Raw genomic sequence first — 17,907 nt, forward strand, 5'->3', positions numbered from 1 at the left:
ACTCATCCCCCTACCCCTTTACATTATATGGTATATTTTCTCAAACAGAGCGAATAATAACAAATAACTTTGTTAAAGAATGGGAGTTTTTCAAAATGAAACGAAAAATAATATCTCTTTTTTCCCTTATCTGCTTAGCACTACCAATACAAGCTAATGCATACACATTTCAATCACTACCAATTGCGTCAAAGTCTAAACAGTGGTATATCGAAATTGACAAATCTCATAACTCAAACAAGCAAGCGGTGCAGCCAAAACAAGGTGTATATGATACGTATAGTTTACTCTTAAAAAATATTGGTAATGATGTAGCAAATGTATCCGTGGAAATACTTGATAATAACCCTACATCTAAAGCTACCTTTAATCCTACTACATCAAATAACAACGTTTCAAAAAGTCATACAAGCTTTGACTACATGGTATTCCCATTAGACTTTAATAGCCATAATTTTAAAGTCGTCATTACTTGGGAAGAAAAGAATTTCTCTTACAACGGCCATCCAGTAAATGAGGGTAAAAAAATGAAGCAAACATTTGTGTTTAATGAAGAGTAAGTCCTAATTTGTTTAGGGCTTACTCTTTATTTACAAAACCCGATTGAATTGCTTCTGTCACTTCTTTTGCAATATCTATTTTTGTATCGTCTACACAAATTTTTTTGTCCCAAACATGTACGGAAGGCACTTCATTAGACAAATGCTTAATTAAGATGAATCGATTATATGTCATTTTATTTTCTATAGAAGTCGCAATATACACCGTAAAATTCCTTGCTTTAAATACCTTTTCTCCCAAAACGTATTTACATCCCAACTTATCTACTACTAATCCATTTAAGCTTTCTATAGTCATATACCATATCCCCCTTTTTAGCCTACATAATCAATCGAACCGCCGAATACTCGGTACAGACAATGCTATTCCAATTGTTATGATTACTAAAATAGCTAGCATTATAATTGTTATCTTTCCACCTATTACAGTAGCTAACCAGCCTACAACCACATATCCTAATGGTAATAAAGCAAATGAACCTAACATATCAAGGCTTGCCACTCTTCCAAATGCTTCTTCTGGTACAAGCTCTTGTAAACTCGTTTCCCAAATGAGCCCAAATATCATTATACCGAATCCTTCAATTGCCATTAATCCAATTAAAGCAGGTGCCCAAGAAACGAAAGGCATAATTAATAGTGCCATTCCACTTATTAACACACCGCCATATGCAAGTAATCCTCTCTTATGCCACTGCTGCCTCCCACCAAAAATTAGCGCTGCAATTACAGCTCCAGCACCAGAAGCAGACATACCCAATCCATATACGTAAGCTTCGAAATGATGATGAACATTAAACAACCATGGAATTAATACAACGATAATGCCTGCATAACAAATATTAACGAAAGAAAAGACTAGAATAGTAATCCACAACCACGGATGGCCTTTTAGAACAAGAATCCCTTCCATAAAATCTTGTTTGTAATTGACTTTATTTCTTTCAAATTTCTGTACTTTATTAAACTTTATTTCTTTTAAAAATAATAAACATACAAATGATAGCAAGTACGTTACTGCATCCAATCCAAACCCAATTCCGGCGGATGTAACTGAAACAATCAACCCTCCAAGAGCCGGTCCAATTAATCGTATACCCTGATTACTCATTTGCGTTAATGCGTTAGCTGCATTTCGAATTTCCGGTACAAATACTTTCGCTCTTACAGCTGAATATGCCGGCTGAAATATACCTTCCATAAGTCCATATAATGCAACAAGTACATATAAAAGTGGAATCGTTAAAACGTCCATAAATATAAGTGTTGCAAGTAATAGCATTAATATGCAGCGGATTATATCTGTAAATAACATCAATTTCACCCGGTTAATTCGATCCACGACCAATCCAGCAAACGGTAACGCAAGAATATTAGGAAGCATGTACATTGCCATAGTCATTCCCATTACAACTGTTGAACCAGTTAATGAATACACAACGACTGGGAGAATGACCATCGTGATCGAACTACCTAAAGTTGAAAGTAGTTGCCCAATCCATAAAAATTTAAAATGTGGTGACGCTTTAACTGGCAATAACAATTTACCGACATAACTTAAATTTTTCTCTGTTGGTATTTCTCCTTGCATATCTCTCTCCTCTTTTCAAATGATTATAGACTTTATAATTAATAACCGAAAATTAATAATATTCTATTTTTAATTATATAAGAAACTATTATGTTATGGTAAAATTATCAAGAAAAGATAAAGGAGAATACATTATTATGCCTCAAAATTCTCATAACATCGAGCACCGCATCTATACAATGTGTATGATCCAGCGAAATAATGACGCTTTACTTATAAAACGCCCCGACCATCGAGGTTTTCCTGGCTACATAGCTCCTGGTGGAAAAGTAGATTTCCCAGAAAGCATATTACAAGCTGCTATACGAGAATCGAAAGAGGAGACCGGACTCCACGTTTCTAATTTAATTTTCAAGGGGTTAGACGAATACGTAAATCCGAAAGAAAATGTTCGATATATGGTATTTAACTATTGGACAGATTCATTTGAAGGTGAACTCCTTTTGAATCCTCCTGAAGGCGAATTATTATGGGTGCCAATTGATACAGCACTCAATCTTCCTATGCAAGATTGGTTTAAAGAGAGATTCCCATTATTTTTTGAAAAAGGTACGTTTGAAATTCAACGTGTTTGGGACCGAGACTTGGATAAACAAGTTGCTATGACAATTACCCATACGTAAAAAAGCTTGGAATCTCTCCAAGCTCTTCTTACTTTCCCTCTATTTTCTTAATCTCATAATCAATTTCTAAAAACTTAACTCCGAATATCCACATTCTATGGTTAGCTTCTAATATTTGATCCTTGCTCTCTTTAATAATAAAAGTCTCCGCTAATGGTAAACGTATTGTAAAGAAACGAGTATGTAAATAAATCCCCTCATCTCCCTTACCATTTCTTCTCAGCTTACTAGTAATGATTAAATCATTACTCTTATTACATAATTTCAAAACTCCCGTCATATTCGAATATGGTAAAGATAATCCGATATTCATATATGTCTCATTCTTATGTGTATGTTTTGAGTAAAGAGCTACAAAAATAGATTCTCCTGCTTCATTTTTTCTTAGCCAAGCCCTTACATTCTCTCTTCCATCCTTCTCATCTATTATCCCAATGATAGAGCCATGCATCGTTTCCCACTTGCCGCCCATTCCTAAATGTATTTGTCCTACACGCTTACTCATTTTCTCATAACAAAATGCAACCGGGCGGAACCAACGAGTCCATTTAATATGCGATTGTAACTGATACTCTTTTGTATTTTCATAAAAACGAATAATACTTAAAGGAATCTTCGTCGCGTCAAATGCCTCACTATGAAAATCATTCATTTTATCAACTAAACCTTTGTATTCCTTGCTATCTATTAAATTTCTGTTATGTAAAAATGCTTCACCAACTGTCGCATTTCCTCTTAACCTGCTCATTGGTTTCCCGTAATATTTATAATTCGGAGTACTCTTTTCAATCATCCAGCCAACAAATGCTGGTAACGCTACTCCAATTCCATTTACAACACCGTGAATCCAAACCATTTGTGCAATTGTAATCGTCATTACTTGTTTGAAATTTCCGTATGAATATATGAGTGAAAACATTATTGTTACCATAAGTGTGCTAGAAGAAAGAACTAAAAGTACCTTCGCACTTATAGTATTGAATTTCGTTCTCCACACGTAAACTCCATATCCATAAATGGCACATAAATATATGAACACTGCAAAGAATTCAAACACCCTCGAATACGTAATTCCTATTGCAACTGTCATTGGAGAAATGACGATGATAAACATAATAGCGTCATATAACTTACTTCCCCGTTCTCTTTTCCTTCCAAGTAAACCAGCTGATAACGGCAATAGAAATGCCGAGTAATGAAAGTGTGCAGCTGTGAGTAAAACTATGTCAGAACTAAAATGCATAATGGGGAATTTTGCTACAGAAGCAAAAAACCAAAAACCACCTAAAAACAAATAAATAAAAGCACTATCTATAGCTGCTTCCTCTAACGGCTTCCATCCTCTTTCTAGCAATCTACTTATACCAAATAATGCAACGATTCCTGTATATGCACACCAAAGTAGCGCAAAGAAATAGTGATTTGTTACGAAAGCTAGCATTGCACTGATTGCTGCAATTGGATATAAAAACGATACAAATTTATAAACTAATAAATACGATCTATTTCTCGTTTCTTTATCAATAATACAAAATGACATCGGTATAAATAATAAAATAGATAATAGTATAATTGCCTCAACTGGGTCTAAATTCGACCACTCACATACAAGAAAAATAATATAACATACCAGTCCAAATATTATATTTTTCATTTCGTTTATTTCCTTTCCACAAATGTTCCTTTATATGAAAATAGTGACCCAATTAACGGATTCCGTACTTGTACATGAATTCGAAAACATTGCCGTGCATCATCATAACTTTCAACAATTTTTGCCTCTCCATATAAAAATTTTGGTAACGGTATTTTTCTTCCAAACATAAAAAAACATTGTTTCTTTGAAGAAATATGCATCCCGCCTTTTTCATCAATATAAAAATTCAATGTAGAAACGAGCATATGCGGTTCGCCAAAATAATCTACAATTTCATTATTCTCTTCATCCAACTGCATAACAGCGTTAAAATACCTTTTCTTATTATGAAAATAAAAAGTACGATTCCATCTTACAAATTCTTTCCCATATGCATCTCGCTCAGCGGTATTATGTATCACAAACGGAACTTTTTTCCCTCGCTCAGAGAAAAACATGCGGAACTTCGATGCAATTTTCAAAATCAATTTAACGAAAAAAGAGCCACCGTAAATTTCATCCATTTCCCCTTCCCCAATAAAGCTATTTTCCTTTGTTATCGCATATCGTTCCTGCAATTTTGGATGAAGCCTTTTATAAGAATCCCCTAATAATCTTTCATAAATATTAACCATATACTTATCCCTTTCTCGTCCTCTTACAATTTTTTGCGCTCGGCAAATTAGTGCTATTCATATAACCGACAATTGATAACCCTATTAGAAGAAAATTTAATGTAATTGGATTAAACGGCTCTGTAAAGCTTTCGATATTCGTAAATCCTGCCGCTATTGTTAGGGCTATTAACATAAAAATATGTAATATAAATAATTTTCGTTTTGGACGCGGCAATAGCCATATGACACCAAAAATAATTTCTAACCACCCAATTATTTTAAGAATCAAAATACTATTTTCAGTTGAACCAATAATCATAGAAAGCATCTTCATCTCTTCTGGATGAGTGAAAATTATTTTTGGAAAGATTCCTTGATATATCCATACAAAAGCAACTAAAAAACAAACGAGCCAATATGTCATCGTTTTTCTAATTAACAAGCGAGGATGAAACCCTTTTTCCAACCATAATTTAAGGGCATCAAAACTCCATGCTGTCGCCCAACCTAATAAAGGGCGAAAAACATATGAATCTATCACATTCCCTATATGACCAAACCTTGTATCATAATCATATTGCGTTTCAAAATGAATATGTTCTCCATTCGGTGTATACTTCCAATAACCTCGTCCTATTTGAATAAGTGATAGCTTATTGTCTGTCCAAAATTTCAAAGACGAAATGCGTTCCCCAGTGTCTTTTCTTATTTCACCAATCGATTCCCCTTCTCCGGCTATTTCAAGTCCAAATCCGATCTTTGTTTTATATAAAAACTTCTGTGGTTCTCCTTCTCTTTTCTCCAAATACGAGATTTCCGTAAAACGGGCATCCCACTCTGTATGTATATCAGGCTCTTGTGTATATGCCCATAGTTTCTCCATTGTTGTGTTCATTTCTGTTGCTACATAAATAGGCTGTTTCTTCCCCATCCTTCCACCTCCTATACTCTATATTTTTAATGTACATGCAATGAATTGATTTTGCTACATTTTTCACAAACTAATCTGAATAAAAGATAGAATTTTAAAAATATATATAAAACACTTGATTCCCTGAAAAATTTAAATTATTATAAAACAAATGTTACCAACAACTTCATAAATCAAACACTCTCGCCTAAAACGTGAGATAGAGGTTGCAACGCTTATAAGTATTCTAAAGGAGACACAGAGATGTCTATGATCTTAGAGGAAAGGAAGTGTTGCCGAAATTGATAAATTTCTCTGCATTTATCAATTGGGGCTGTTTTCGAATAGAAACAGAACTGTCATATGTACAGACGTGTACGTATGAAGAGCTATCTACAAAAAAGAGATATCATTTTTTATGATATTCCTTTTTTGGCGGTTTTTTTATTAGCTCCGTTTTCTGTTTCCCTTTTCCTGTAACAGCACCATCCTCACTTATTTGAGATGGTGTTTTTTGTTTTTCTCTCTGGTAACTACAGGAATATTGGGATTTGTATATGTCCTAACCTATTCTTAAAAATGGACGAAAGAAGGAATTCGTAATGGAAACGATTGTACAAAAATTTGGCGGTACTTCTGTCGGAAGCGTCGAACGCATTCAACATGTAGCAAATTTAATTATTGAAGAATATGAACGAGGACATAGTATTGTCTCTGTCGTTTCAGCAATGGGAAAAAGTACGGATAAACTTGTAGTACTTGCTAACGCTATTGCGGAAAATCCAAGTAAACGTGAAATGGATATGCTCCTATCTACAGGAGAACAAGTAACCATTTCATTATTAACAATGGCAATACAAACAAAAGGTTATAACGCAATTTCATTAACAGGGTGGCAAGCTGGTATTACGACAGAATCTGTACATAGTAGTGCACGGATTACTGACATTAATACTGGTCGTATTCAATCCTATCTTGCTGAAGGCACGATTGTTATAGTAGCTGGTTTCCAAGGAGTAAGTGAAGAAAATGAAATTACAACACTTGGCCGCGGTGGCTCCGATACGACTGCTGTCGCATTAGCTGCGGCACTAAAAGCAAAAAAATGCGATATTTATACGGATGTGACCGGCGTATATACGACTGATCCACGAGTTGTAAAAACTGCTTATAAATTAGATGAAATTTCTTATGACGAAATGTTAGAGCTTGCAAATCTCGGTGCTGGCGTATTACACCCACGCGCTGTTGAATTTGCTAAAAATCATAATGTCGTTTTAGAAGTACGATCAAGCATGGAACAAGAAAACGGAACAATTGTAAGGGGAGAATGTAACATGGAACAACAATCAATCGTTAAAGGTATTGCATTTGAGGATAATATTACACGCATCACAATTAAAGGATTAGAACAAGGTGCACTTTCAACAGTTTTCTCTACATTAGCAGCAGCACATATTAATGTAGATATTATTATTCAAAGTATTACAAATGAAGGAACTGTTCACCTCTCCTTCTCAATCCATTCTAATGATTTAAGAGAAACGTTAGAAGTGTTAGAACAAAATCAAGAGGCGCTTCACTATGAATCTGTAGAACATGAAAATCATTTAGCAAAAGTATCAATTGTAGGATCTGGTATGGTATCTAACCCAGGAGTTGCTGCGAATATGTTCACTACTTTAAAAGAAGGCGGTATTCATATTAAAATGGTAAGTACATCTGAAATTAAAGTATCAGTTGTCATTGACCGTATTCACTTAGTAGATGGCGTTGAAGCACTCCATCAATCATTTATGGCGAAAATTGAGCCTTTAGTGCAAATGATTTAATTTCCGCCAGTAAAACTTACAACAAATTATATTAATCTATTTCCTTCCTATATAAATAGAAAGCTGTCCACATAGAATTTTAAAAATCTATGCAGACAGCTTTTTATCTTGTTATCAACATTCCAAAATCATTATACACTTTCCTAGGAAATATAACTGACTCTCTTTACTTCTTATCACATATATCTTTTCTCTCTTTCCCTTGAAAAAACGATCTATATTCATTCAAAATAACTTTCTTCACATCCGAGTAAAAAACCATCATGAATAACGCAACTCCTAATACAACAACCTGCATTCTTTCATAATCAATGAAAGCACTCATAATTAGCAATCCAAACCCCATATAAAAACCAAATTCATTCTCTTTCTCAAAATCCTCATCTTCTTCATCAATATGTATTTTCTTTTTTGAATCTTGATTCCCTTTTATTAATTCATCGTGCGTAACATTATACATTTCACTCAACAAAATCAAATTTTCAATGTCCGGACAGCTTTTATCATTTTCCCATTTATAAACCGCTTGCCTTGTCACACCAATCTTTTTAGCGACACCTTCCTGCGAAAACCCTTTTGACTCTCGTAATCTTTTAAGTTGTTCTCCTAAACTCATAACGTCCCCTCCTTTAACAAATTATTACATAAAAGGATATAAAAAAGAAAGAAACCATTAGTAAAGCTCACTGTAAACCACTCGTTTAAACAATAAAAAAGGGAGGATAGCTCTATTCCTGAGCTACTCTCCCTCTTACTTATATTAAAACAAATGAATGTTTTCTTTCTTGCAAGCTTCACGTAAATCGTCAGGCCATACAGAAGATTGAACTTCACCGATATGCGCTTTACGTAAGAAGTACATGCACATTCTTGATTGTCCAATACCACCACCAATTGTTAATGGTAGTACGTCTTCTAAAATACCTTTATGGAAATCATACTCACGTTTGAAGTCTTCACCAGTTCTCGTTAATTGCTCATCAAGTGCTTTACTATCAACACGAATTCCCATTGATGATAATTCGAATGAAGCTTGTAGTACTGGGTGCCAGAATAAAATGTCACCGTTTAATTTCCAATCATCATAATCGGATGCGCGTCCATCGTGCTTTTCACCTGAACGGAGTGCATCACCAATTCCAATAATAAAGACTGCACCGTGTTCTTTCGCAATTGCATGTTCACGATCTTTCGGTGTTAATTCTGGATATTTATCTTCCAGTTCTTGAGAAGTAATGAAAACAATTTCTTCTGGTAAATACTTTCCAAGGAACGGATACTTTTCAAATAAGTGATCTTCTAATTCTTTGAATATTCCATAAATTGTTTGTACTGTTTTTTGTAAGTAATCGACAGTACGCCATTCTTTTTGAACGATTTTTTCCCAATCCCATTGGTCAACATAAATGGAATGTGTTGCATCAAGTTCTTCATCACGACGAATCGCGTTCATGTTTGTATATAAACCTTCACCAGCTTCATATCCGTATTCATGTAATGCGAATCTTTTCCACTTCGCTAGTGAATGCACAATTTCTAATTCTTCTCCTGAATGTAACATATCAAACTCAATTGGACGTTCTACACCGTTTAAGTGATCGTTTAATCCTGATTTCTTCGTTACGAATAATGGTGCAGATACACGGAATAGTTCAAGGCGTTTTGCTAATTGATCCTCGAAAAATGTTTTAACTTCCTTAATTGCGATTTGAGTCTCTCTTACTGTCATTAATGATTGATACATGCTTGTTTCCTCCTAAAATGTTTGGATGTTGTGGAAAAAAGCCAACAAAAAAAGCCCTTCTTTCCCAAAAAACTGGGACGAAAGACTTTGGTTCCGCGGTACCACCCAAATTAGCAACAGAGGTTGCTCACTTATACAGTACGGAGATTAAAAAATCTCGATACTGTTCTTCTTGTAACGGCGAAGTTCCCGGCTAAGTCTACTTTCCTATATAGGATTTCGGTTAGCGACTCCAGGAGGTTCTTCATAATAGGCTTCGTATCAGGCTCACACCGCCCCTGACTCGCTTAAACTACATCCTACTACTACTCGTCCTTTCATAGTCGTTTTATTGTCACATCTCTGAAACATTTTATTAATGATTATTCTATACAAAAAATAGATAAAGTCAACAAAAAGTTTTAAAATATTTTTCAATTCTTTATTTTATGTCTTTACCGACTGTTCTTAATATAACATTTTTATTTCCTTTGTCTCTTCAATACAAAAAACATTTCACTAACTGAAACTAACATATATACAACCAGTAATGTGATCGTTCGAAAAATAGAATCCGCAGTATTTCTTATTATTTTCATTTTATTTGTAATTCCTTTCAGTTTATTTGCAATTTCATGATATACTATAGCATTCAAGCAGTTTGTTTTTACTTAAAGCAAACATAGTCATTTATCGATAGTATTTTTCTAAAACATTGGCTATTATCAAATCAGATTTTTTATATAACGGAGTGATCATATGAGTAAAACGAAAGCAAAACCGAAAAAAGGTGTAGGACAAGGTACAGGAAGTAAAGGATGGAACCGTTGGCAATCAAGTGCGAAAAAGAAAGCTGCAAAACCATACAAAAGTAAAGGTACAAAGAAATAAAATAAATAGTGGGAGATGAACAACTCCCACTGATTAAAGTTTCACTTTATCTCTTTACTTTGTACAAAACAAAATATAATTATTACAACAAAAAAGCTATGCTTTCATCTCTGTGAAAGCATAGCTTTTTCCATACTAAATCATAAGAATATCACGGATTTCTTCCTCCGTAATAGAAGATAACTTCTCTTCTCCTGGCTCGATAATTTCAGCGATTAAATTTTTCTTACTCTCTTGTAACTCGTGCATTTTTTCTTCAATTGTTCCATGTGCTACTAACTTAATCACTTGCACTGTATTTTTTTGTCCCATTCGATACGCTCTATCCGCTGCTTGTTGTTCAACAGCTGGATTCCACCACAAGTCGTACAATATAACTGTATCTGCACCTGTTAAATTTAGTCCTGTGCCACCAGCTTTTAACGAAATAAGAAATAGATCCCCTTCTCCTTCGTTAAACCGATTACATAGCTCTACACGTTCTTGCGCTGGTGTACTCCCGTCTAAATAAAAGTATGAAACTGCTTGACGATTTAATTCACGTCCGATTATTGAAAGCATCTTCGTAAATTGAGAAAATATAAGAATTCTCTTCCCTGTACTTCTGCATTCCTCTAAAATTTCTAACAACTGCTCAAATTTAGCTGAACCTCCTTTGTAATCATCAACAAATAAAGCAGGATGACAACAAATTTGCCGAAGCCTCGTTAAACCAGCTAAAACCCGAATTTTATTTTTACGTAACGTATCTTTATCCAGATGTTTTAACGTTTCTTCTCTTAACTTTGCTAAATAAGCGGCATAGAGCCTTTTTTGGTCCGGTAATAGTTCTGATGATTGTAAGTGCTCTATTTTTTCTGGGAGTTCGTGTAATACATCTCCCTTTAACCTTCTTAACACGAAAGGCTTTATGCGCTTCGCAATATCTTCACGTCTTAAATCACTGAACTCTTTTCTTCCCGGTAATAATTCTGGGAAGACAACGTGGAAGATAGACCATAGCTCTTCTAATGAATTCTCTACAGGTGTTCCCGTTAATCCAAAACGGTACTCTGCTTGAATCGTTTTTACTGCCTTCGCAGTTTGCGTCGTATGATTTTTAAACGCCTGTGCTTCATCAAGAAATAACGTATGAAACGGTCTTGCATATAATCTTATATCTCTTCTAAGTAAAGGATATGACGTAATCACTACATCAAATTTCGTTACATCTTTTAAAAGTTTTCGGCGCTCTACTTGGTTTCCATCGGCAATAACTGCTCTAATATGCGGAGCGAATTTTTTCAACTCGCTAAGCCAGTTGTAGACAAGGGAAGACGGAGAAACAACTAATATAGGCAGTTTCTTCTCTCGAATCTCCGGCAAAACAGAGTCTATAAAAGCAATACTTTGCAACGTTTTCCCTAGTCCCATATCATCAGCTAAAATGCCGCCAAAACGATAATAGGCAAGTGTTTTCATCCACTGGAATCCGTATGTTTGATACTCTCTCATTATCGCATCTAAGCCACTTGGCACCGCAAACTTCAGCTTTTTAGGGTTTTGAATGTTCTCTACCAATTCTTGAACAGACTCATCTAAACTTAATACGTTTCCTTCTTGCAATGAATTCATCCATTTCACACTACGAATAAGAGGGGCATCTATTTCTTCGCCCTTTAAAAATTCTTTTCGAATACTAGATTCTTTTATAAACTGATTAATATCATTAAACTCTTTACTCTCAAGTGATAGTAGAGCACCACTTGCTAAACGATAATATTTTCGTTTCTCCTCAAGAGCGACTAATACCCCTTTGATTTCTGCCTCCGGAATACCCTTTATATCAAAGCGAAATGATAACCAATCAATTCTCTCTTTCCTTCTAACTCTTATAAGAGGAGCTGTATCTCCTTTATGAATTCGTAATTTGATTGCTGTCGTCGCATAAATATCAACTAAACCTTTTAACGTTGGAACAGCGTGATATAAAAAGTTATACTCAGCTTCTTCATTATGCATAAAATAACCGCCTTCTGTCTTTGCAAAGGCACTTTCACTCATAATGTCTAAAATCTCTTTTTCCTTTTTCTCATCACGATTAAAAACAGATGGCTGCCCATCCTCTTCTAACGGATTAATCACGACGTTTCCATAATGAAATTCGAGACCTGCTAACAAGCGATTTTTCACTCGATCTAAATATAATTTTGCTTTTAGCGAAGGCGTTTCAACACGATTTGATATTACTTCATCAATTCGCACAGTACCAAGCTTCATTAATCCTGGTACAACTTTTGCTACAAAGTGTTCCATCTTATCTGCTGGAATATACAATTGGTTACTACTAGAACGATTCATCATTTTTTGTAATTCGATAAGCCGCTTACAATCCTCAGCATTCAACTGATACAGTTTCCCTCCAAATAGAGCATAACTATACGTATCCATTACTTCTACTTGTTGTAAGCCGTCAATATAAAGTGTAAACCCACCGTTACTCCCTTTATTAAACTCAAAATGTAAAGGCAGTAGTCCTTTTGAAATTTGTAAACCGTGAAAAGATTGTCCATCTTGATTAAGTCTCACACACTCAGTTTTAGAAAGTAAAGAAAGCATATCCATCCACGAAGCTGGCGGTATTAAAATCATGCTATCATCTTGTTTTGCGTGTACTTCTAGTGTATCTTCATACATTTTTTCATTATGATACATTTTAATAAGTTGCTGAATAATCGCATCCGTTTCTTGCTTGAAGCTATGTACATCTGGTGTGTATGTAAATTCATTAGAACAATTAAAAGCCTCTCTTTTCTCCACTTTAGAAAGAAATTCTCTAATATGATTTACGAAATACGTTTTGGCGATCTTCAACTGAACCCCAAGAAGTGCCCCACCATTTTTCGTAACTACTGGTGTACAATTAAACTCAATATCAAGTATTTCACGTGTATCAAAACGGTGTTGTTTACTTTTTGGCCTCAGTGGTTGTTCTGCAAACAACTGAAACATCCCGCTTGTTAATTGTTCATTTTTGCTCATGTTTCCGCTACTAATAGGCAACATTCCACCGGTTTGCTGATTATAATTTATTTGTATCAATACTGCCGCAACATGTTGACAGTACGTTTGAAAAGACGCTAATGAAGGACAACTACATTTCGCAACAACATCACCTTTTTTAGCTTTTTCTACTGTAACATGAAAATCTTCGTTCCCTTTTACCGTCGCCTCGCAAATTTCTTTATTTTCATCATAATGATTTATTATTACTTTATTTGATTTATAATAAGCTTCGCCTCTTTTATATGAGGTCTCTCCGCATACTTCTTTAATAATCGATTTATTTAATGTAAAACCCATTGTTTTGACACTTCCTTAATTTAAAACCAGTTTCTCTTAACTAACATTTTACATGCTCTACGAGAAAATATAAAATGTAGATTTAATAAAAAAAGATGCTCATTTATAAGCACCTTTTTTCACTCTATCTCCATCAACCGTTTCGCCTCAAAATACAACACTTGAATAAACTTTTTCGTATTAATTCGCGTATGTCCAGAAGTTGCTACTTCTTCCTTTGTCATTTCTGTCATTCGTTTTCTAACTACAGTGAAATCAAAAAATTTCGGAGCATAGCTTTCAAATTTCGGATTTGAAAAGTCTGTTAATCCAAGGGAAGCTAAGTGATTTAACGATTGATAAATCGCTCTACGTACCCTTTGTTCAGATGCTTTTCTCTCCTTATCTATATGTGTATCTGAAGCTATACTCTCTAATTTCCTTATAGTTATATGGTGAAAGATATCTTTTAAAGCAGGAAATCCAAATTCAAATGTTTGTGCTTTTTCTTGTCCATATAAATATTCCAGCATACTAAGTAAATCTTTACTCCCATTCTCTCCCGCTATACCAAGTTCTGATAATAAATAGCGCCCTGAATCTGCTATTCTTTTTCCTTCTTGCATTGGCTCATTTCGAACTTGCGGCTGTTCCCACTTGAAAACGTTATTCAATGATTTTTGAATATCATGTATAGAGCGCTCTAAACGAATACGTTCCATTACTTTACGTACAACAGATATAACCTCAATTTTATTCAATGGTTTTGTAATATAATATTCAACACCAAGTGTATACGCCTCACCAATAAGCTGTTTCGATTCAACTTGAGAGATCATAATGATTTTCCCTGAAAAAGAGGATGCAATATGGCGAACTGTTTCAATCCCATCTCGCATGGGCATTAATAAATCAATAAATAAAATATCTACTTTTTTAAAATTTAGTTGATCTGCTTCAATAAAAGCTCCGTCTTCCGATTCTCCAATTACTTCCCCAAGATCGCCATCTTCAATAATTTGTGAAAGCATGGATCGGAAAACTTCATCATCATCTACGATATAATAAAACACCTTTATTCCCCTTCCTGCTTTAAACTGCACTCCGGTAAACAAACTACAAACTTACACCCTCTGCCAGTTTCCAGGTCTTCCAATCTTACTTCTCCTCCGAGCTCTGTTACCATTTCGTTTATGTAAGAAAGTCCAATTCCTGTTGATGGTGTTCCCGTTTGATCATACTTCGAAGTAAATCCAGGTTTAAATACTAATTTCTTATATTTTTGTACAATACCAGGCCCATCGTCAATTACTTCAAAAAATATACGTTTATCAAGTTTATATAACTTAATAATGATAGCACCACTACCCTCAATTGCTTCAACCGCATTTGCAACTAAATTATTAAAAATTGATAAGACCGTATACACATGATATTCTGCATGCTCACCTTCAATATGTTTAGAAAAACGTATTTCTTTTTCCAACATTTCAGCGTACTTCTCATTTATTCTCACAATCATTTCCGCAAGCTCATGTCCTTCTACATACTCAGCTACATTTTTATCTAATAACAGTTTAGATAATCCCGCAAAAATCCTTTGATTATCCTTTTTTATTTCGTGCACTTCTCCCGCTATTTTCAATGCTGTTTTACTACTTGAATCATCGTTCGCTTGTAAATTCCGATATAATTGATACGCTTCTTGTGTAATTAACTCCGCATTTTGTAACGTTTTTTTCAAATGAACAGATTCCACATATAAGTTAGAAAGATGCATCAACATATTTTCATTTTCTTTTCGAACTTGTGATTCTTTTAATTTCGTTTCATATAAATTCATCATATTTAAAAAACCAAGCGCAAAGAAACTACGGAAAATAGCAATAATGATTAGCTTATTCACTTCAGAAATTGTTATCGTGGTACCAAGTACTACCATATGATAAATTGCAAGTTCTGACATACTTGCAATAATTTCAATTGTAATCCCAAGGTAGCCAATTATAATTGGCTTCTGATGGAACTTATTCACCCTACAAAGCGAAAAAAGACTTCCATAAATAAAATAATAAAAGAACACAGGATAGCGCAAATAAAATGATTCTGTCATATAAAAAGACCCTTGCAACACCCAGTCAAGACATACACGGAATAAGACTACAGATATTCCGGCCAGAATACCTGCAACCGCCGCTGGTATTCTTCTTAAAAATAGTAATAAAAAGAAGAAAAGCGGTGTCCCAAAGCTAACGCGAAACGTATCGTTGAAAGGATGAAAATTTAGCTCTCCAGCAATTGGGACAACAATCATTAAAATAATTAAAAGAGATATATCTTTCTTCCATAATTGATTCCAATTCAAAGATGCCACTTCCTATGTATTTTTTCAAGAATGTAAACGGAAAGCCCGCTTATTATAATAAACGGGCTTTTTTTCTATATTCTAACCTTTTCTACCGCTTTTATTTGACGATACTCAGGCTTCCATATTGATTCTTTCACTGCAATTTTGATATCGTTATCACTTAAGTTCTCTCTAGCAACACCTTCTGCAACTGCAACTTTCGCTACTTCAATTGCAACCATTTCAGAGATATTACGTAACTCTTCCACTTCTGGTAAGATCGGTGCACCTGGCTGACTTGTATCTACCATACTTGCAACCGCTTCTGCTGCCGCCGCAAACATACCGTCTGTCATTACGCTTGCACGCACAACAATTGTACCAAGACCAAGCCCTGGGAAAATAAGTGCGTTATTTGATTGCCCTATAACATACGTTACACCATTGTATGTAACTGGATCAAACGGACTTCCTGTTGCAACTAACGCTCTTCCTTCTGTCCACTCGATTAAATCTACTGGTTTCGCTTCAGCAAGTGGCGTTGGATTCGACATTGGTAAAATAATTGGTCTTTCTACATGAGAAGCCATTTCTTTAATAATCTCTTCTTTGAATGCACCAGCAACAGTTGATGTACCGATTAAAATTGTCGGTTTTACATGTTTCACAACTTCAGCAAGTCCGATAGCATCACTTTGTTTCCAATCCTTCACTTCAGCTTCTTTTCTTGCATATGGAACTTGGAAATCAAGAAGATCTTCCATATTATCTGTAATTAACCCGTTACGGTCAATACACCAGAAACGCTCATGTGCTTCTTGCTCTGATAATCCTACGCGAACCAGCGCATCTCTCACTTGATCTGCGATACCGATTCCAGCTGTACCCGCACCAAACACAACTACTCGGTGTTCATTTAAAGGTACACCAGAAGCTTTCACTGCCGATAATACTGCAGCAAGTGAAACTGCACCTGTACCTTGAATGTCATCATTAAACGTACATACGTCATGACGATATTTATCTAAAATTTTTCGTGCATTACGAGAACTGAAGTCCTCCCAATGTAAAAGTGCTTTCGGGAACTTATTGCCTACAGCTTGTACAAATGTATCAATAAATTCATCGTAATCTTCACCAGTTACACGTGGATGGCGATTTCCAATATAAAACGGATTGTTTAATAGATCCTCACGGTTTGTACCTACATCTAAAATTACAGGTAACACGCGACTAGGATCGATTCCAACTGCGGCCGTATAAACAGCTAACTTTCCAATCGCAATGTTAATACCACCAACACCCCAGTCACCAATTCCTAATATGCCTTCTCCATCTGTTACAACGACTAAGTCAATATTTTCAGCTGTTGCACCGATATTTGAGAACGCTTCTTCAATACCTGAAGGATCGTTAACTGATAAATAAACACCGCGTGGTTTACGATATTCATGGCTATATCTTTGAATTGCTACACCAACAGTAGGTGTATATACGATTGGTAACATTTCACGTAAATGCTCTGTTAAAATACGATAAAATAATACTTCATTTCGATCATGTAACGCTGTTAAGTATACATTCTTTAATAAATCATCCGGCTGAGAACAAAATTGCTCATACGCTCTACGCGCTTGTTCATCTAGCGTTAAAACTGCTGGCGGTAATAACCCTTTTAAACCTAATTCTTCTCTTTCTTCTTGCGTGAAAGCTACCCCTTTATTTAAAAGTGGTGTTGATAATACTTCTGCTCCTCTTAATGTCGTTTCTAACGAACCATTAGAATCCACTGTAAACTTACTCATAACATCCCTACCTCTATTCATATATAACATTTCTATATTGTAAACAAAAAA

15 protein-coding genes, 1 riboswitch and 1 other annotated feature are annotated in these 17,907 nt (G+C 35.0%); of the genes, 4 read left to right on the plus strand and 11 right to left on the minus strand.

The window, feature by feature from the left end:
• The first annotated feature begins 95 nt into the window (after window positions 1-95).
• Window positions 96-560: a hypothetical protein gene (locus ACFWDE_RS17690; protein ID WP_377893628.1), complete on the plus strand. Its 465-nt coding sequence runs from the start codon at window positions 96-98 to the stop codon at window positions 558-560.
• Between the two features lie 19 nt (window positions 561-579).
• Here the strand turns inward: ACFWDE_RS17690 and ACFWDE_RS17695 are convergent, their stop codons facing one another.
• Together ACFWDE_RS17695 and ACFWDE_RS17700 are read right to left on the minus strand one after the other, a co-directional pair.
• A complete protein-coding gene (locus ACFWDE_RS17695; RefSeq protein ID WP_377893629.1) occupies window positions 580-858 on the minus strand; it encodes a hypothetical protein in 279 nt (92 codons plus the stop codon).
• Between the two features lie 30 nt (window positions 859-888).
• Window positions 889-2,151: an MFS transporter gene (locus ACFWDE_RS17700; protein ID WP_377893630.1), complete on the minus strand. Its 1,263-nt coding sequence runs from the start codon at window positions 2,149-2,151 to the stop codon at window positions 889-891.
• 137 nt (window positions 2,152-2,288) lie between these two features.
• Between ACFWDE_RS17700 and ACFWDE_RS17705 the strand changes: the two genes are divergently transcribed.
• Window positions 2,289-2,774 carry an 8-oxo-dGTP diphosphatase gene (locus tag ACFWDE_RS17705; RefSeq protein WP_002086348.1) on the plus strand — a complete coding sequence of 162 codons (486 nt, stop codon included), beginning with the start codon at window positions 2,289-2,291 and terminating at the stop codon, window positions 2,772-2,774.
• 28 nt (window positions 2,775-2,802) lie between these two features.
• On the opposite strand, the gene ACFWDE_RS17710 is transcribed toward ACFWDE_RS17705, so the two are convergent.
• Genes ACFWDE_RS17710 through ACFWDE_RS17720 form a run of 3 tightly spaced genes read right to left on the minus strand, consistent with a single transcriptional unit; the run spans window position 2,803 to window position 5,958 of the window.
• Window positions 2,803-4,428: a YndJ family protein gene (locus ACFWDE_RS17710; RefSeq protein ID WP_377893631.1), complete on the minus strand. Its 1,626-nt coding sequence runs from the start codon at window positions 4,426-4,428 to the stop codon at window positions 2,803-2,805.
• 5 nt (window positions 4,429-4,433) lie between these two features.
• Window positions 4,434-5,045: a DUF4166 domain-containing protein gene (locus ACFWDE_RS17715; RefSeq protein WP_377893632.1), complete on the minus strand. Its 612-nt coding sequence runs from the start codon at window positions 5,043-5,045 to the stop codon at window positions 4,434-4,436.
• A 4-nt stretch (window positions 5,046-5,049) separates the two neighbouring features.
• Window positions 5,050-5,958, minus strand: a complete 909-nt coding sequence (locus tag ACFWDE_RS17720; RefSeq protein ID WP_377893633.1) for a DoxX-like family protein — start codon at window positions 5,956-5,958, stop codon at window positions 5,050-5,052.
• A 192-nt stretch (window positions 5,959-6,150) separates the two neighbouring features.
• A riboswitch (Lysine riboswitch) is annotated at window positions 6,151-6,337 on the plus strand.
• A gap of 202 nt (window positions 6,338-6,539) precedes the next feature.
• Between ACFWDE_RS17720 and ACFWDE_RS17725 the strand changes: the two genes are divergently transcribed.
• Entirely contained in the window at window positions 6,540-7,769 is a 1,230-nt protein-coding gene (locus ACFWDE_RS17725; protein ID WP_377893634.1) for an aspartate kinase, read from the plus strand.
• Between the two features lie 166 nt (window positions 7,770-7,935).
• Here ACFWDE_RS17725 and ACFWDE_RS17730 read toward each other — a convergent pair whose 3' ends face one another.
• Both ACFWDE_RS17730 and asnA read right to left on the minus strand, forming a co-directional pair.
• On the minus strand, window positions 7,936-8,385 hold the full coding sequence (locus ACFWDE_RS17730) for a helix-turn-helix domain-containing protein (protein ID WP_377893635.1): 450 nt from the start codon (window positions 8,383-8,385) through the stop codon (window positions 7,936-7,938).
• A gap of 144 nt (window positions 8,386-8,529) precedes the next feature.
• Window positions 8,530-9,513, minus strand: coding sequence for an aspartate--ammonia ligase (gene asnA / locus ACFWDE_RS17735; RefSeq protein ID WP_377893636.1), 984 nt, complete (start codon window positions 9,511-9,513; stop codon window positions 8,530-8,532).
• Window positions 9,514-9,583: 70 nt separating this feature from the next.
• Window positions 9,584-9,843, minus strand: a binding site (T-box leader).
• A 408-nt stretch (window positions 9,844-10,251) separates the two neighbouring features.
• Here asnA and ACFWDE_RS17740 point away from each other — a divergent pair.
• On the plus strand, window positions 10,252-10,383 hold the full coding sequence (locus ACFWDE_RS17740; RefSeq protein WP_000047589.1) for a DUF3934 family protein: 132 nt from the start codon (window positions 10,252-10,254) through the stop codon (window positions 10,381-10,383).
• A gap of 135 nt (window positions 10,384-10,518) precedes the next feature.
• Here ACFWDE_RS17740 and ACFWDE_RS17745 read toward each other — a convergent pair whose 3' ends face one another.
• The 4 genes from ACFWDE_RS17745 to malS all read right to left on the minus strand — a co-directional run bounded on the left by ACFWDE_RS17745 (window position 10,519) and on the right by malS (window position 17,856).
• Window positions 10,519-13,725: an SNF2 helicase associated domain-containing protein gene (locus tag ACFWDE_RS17745; RefSeq protein ID WP_377893638.1), complete on the minus strand. Its 3,207-nt coding sequence runs from the start codon at window positions 13,723-13,725 to the stop codon at window positions 10,519-10,521.
• A gap of 119 nt (window positions 13,726-13,844) precedes the next feature.
• Complete coding sequence (locus ACFWDE_RS17750; RefSeq protein ID WP_377893639.1) at window positions 13,845-14,777, minus strand: response regulator; 933 nt, start codon at window positions 14,775-14,777, stop codon at window positions 13,845-13,847.
• A gap of 2 nt (window positions 14,778-14,779) precedes the next feature.
• On the minus strand, window positions 14,780-16,078 hold the full coding sequence (locus tag ACFWDE_RS17755; protein ID WP_377893641.1) for a sensor histidine kinase: 1,299 nt from the start codon (window positions 16,076-16,078) through the stop codon (window positions 14,780-14,782).
• A 65-nt stretch (window positions 16,079-16,143) separates the two neighbouring features.
• On the minus strand, window positions 16,144-17,856 hold the full coding sequence (malS, locus tag ACFWDE_RS17760; protein WP_377893643.1) for an oxaloacetate-decarboxylating malate dehydrogenase: 1,713 nt from the start codon (window positions 17,854-17,856) through the stop codon (window positions 16,144-16,146).
• Window positions 17,857-17,907 lie beyond the last annotated feature (51 nt).

Origin of the sequence: Bacillus sp. NPDC060175, assembly GCF_042728695.1 — a bacterium.
Classification (GTDB): domain Bacteria; phylum Bacillota; class Bacilli; order Bacillales; family Bacillaceae_G; genus Bacillus_A.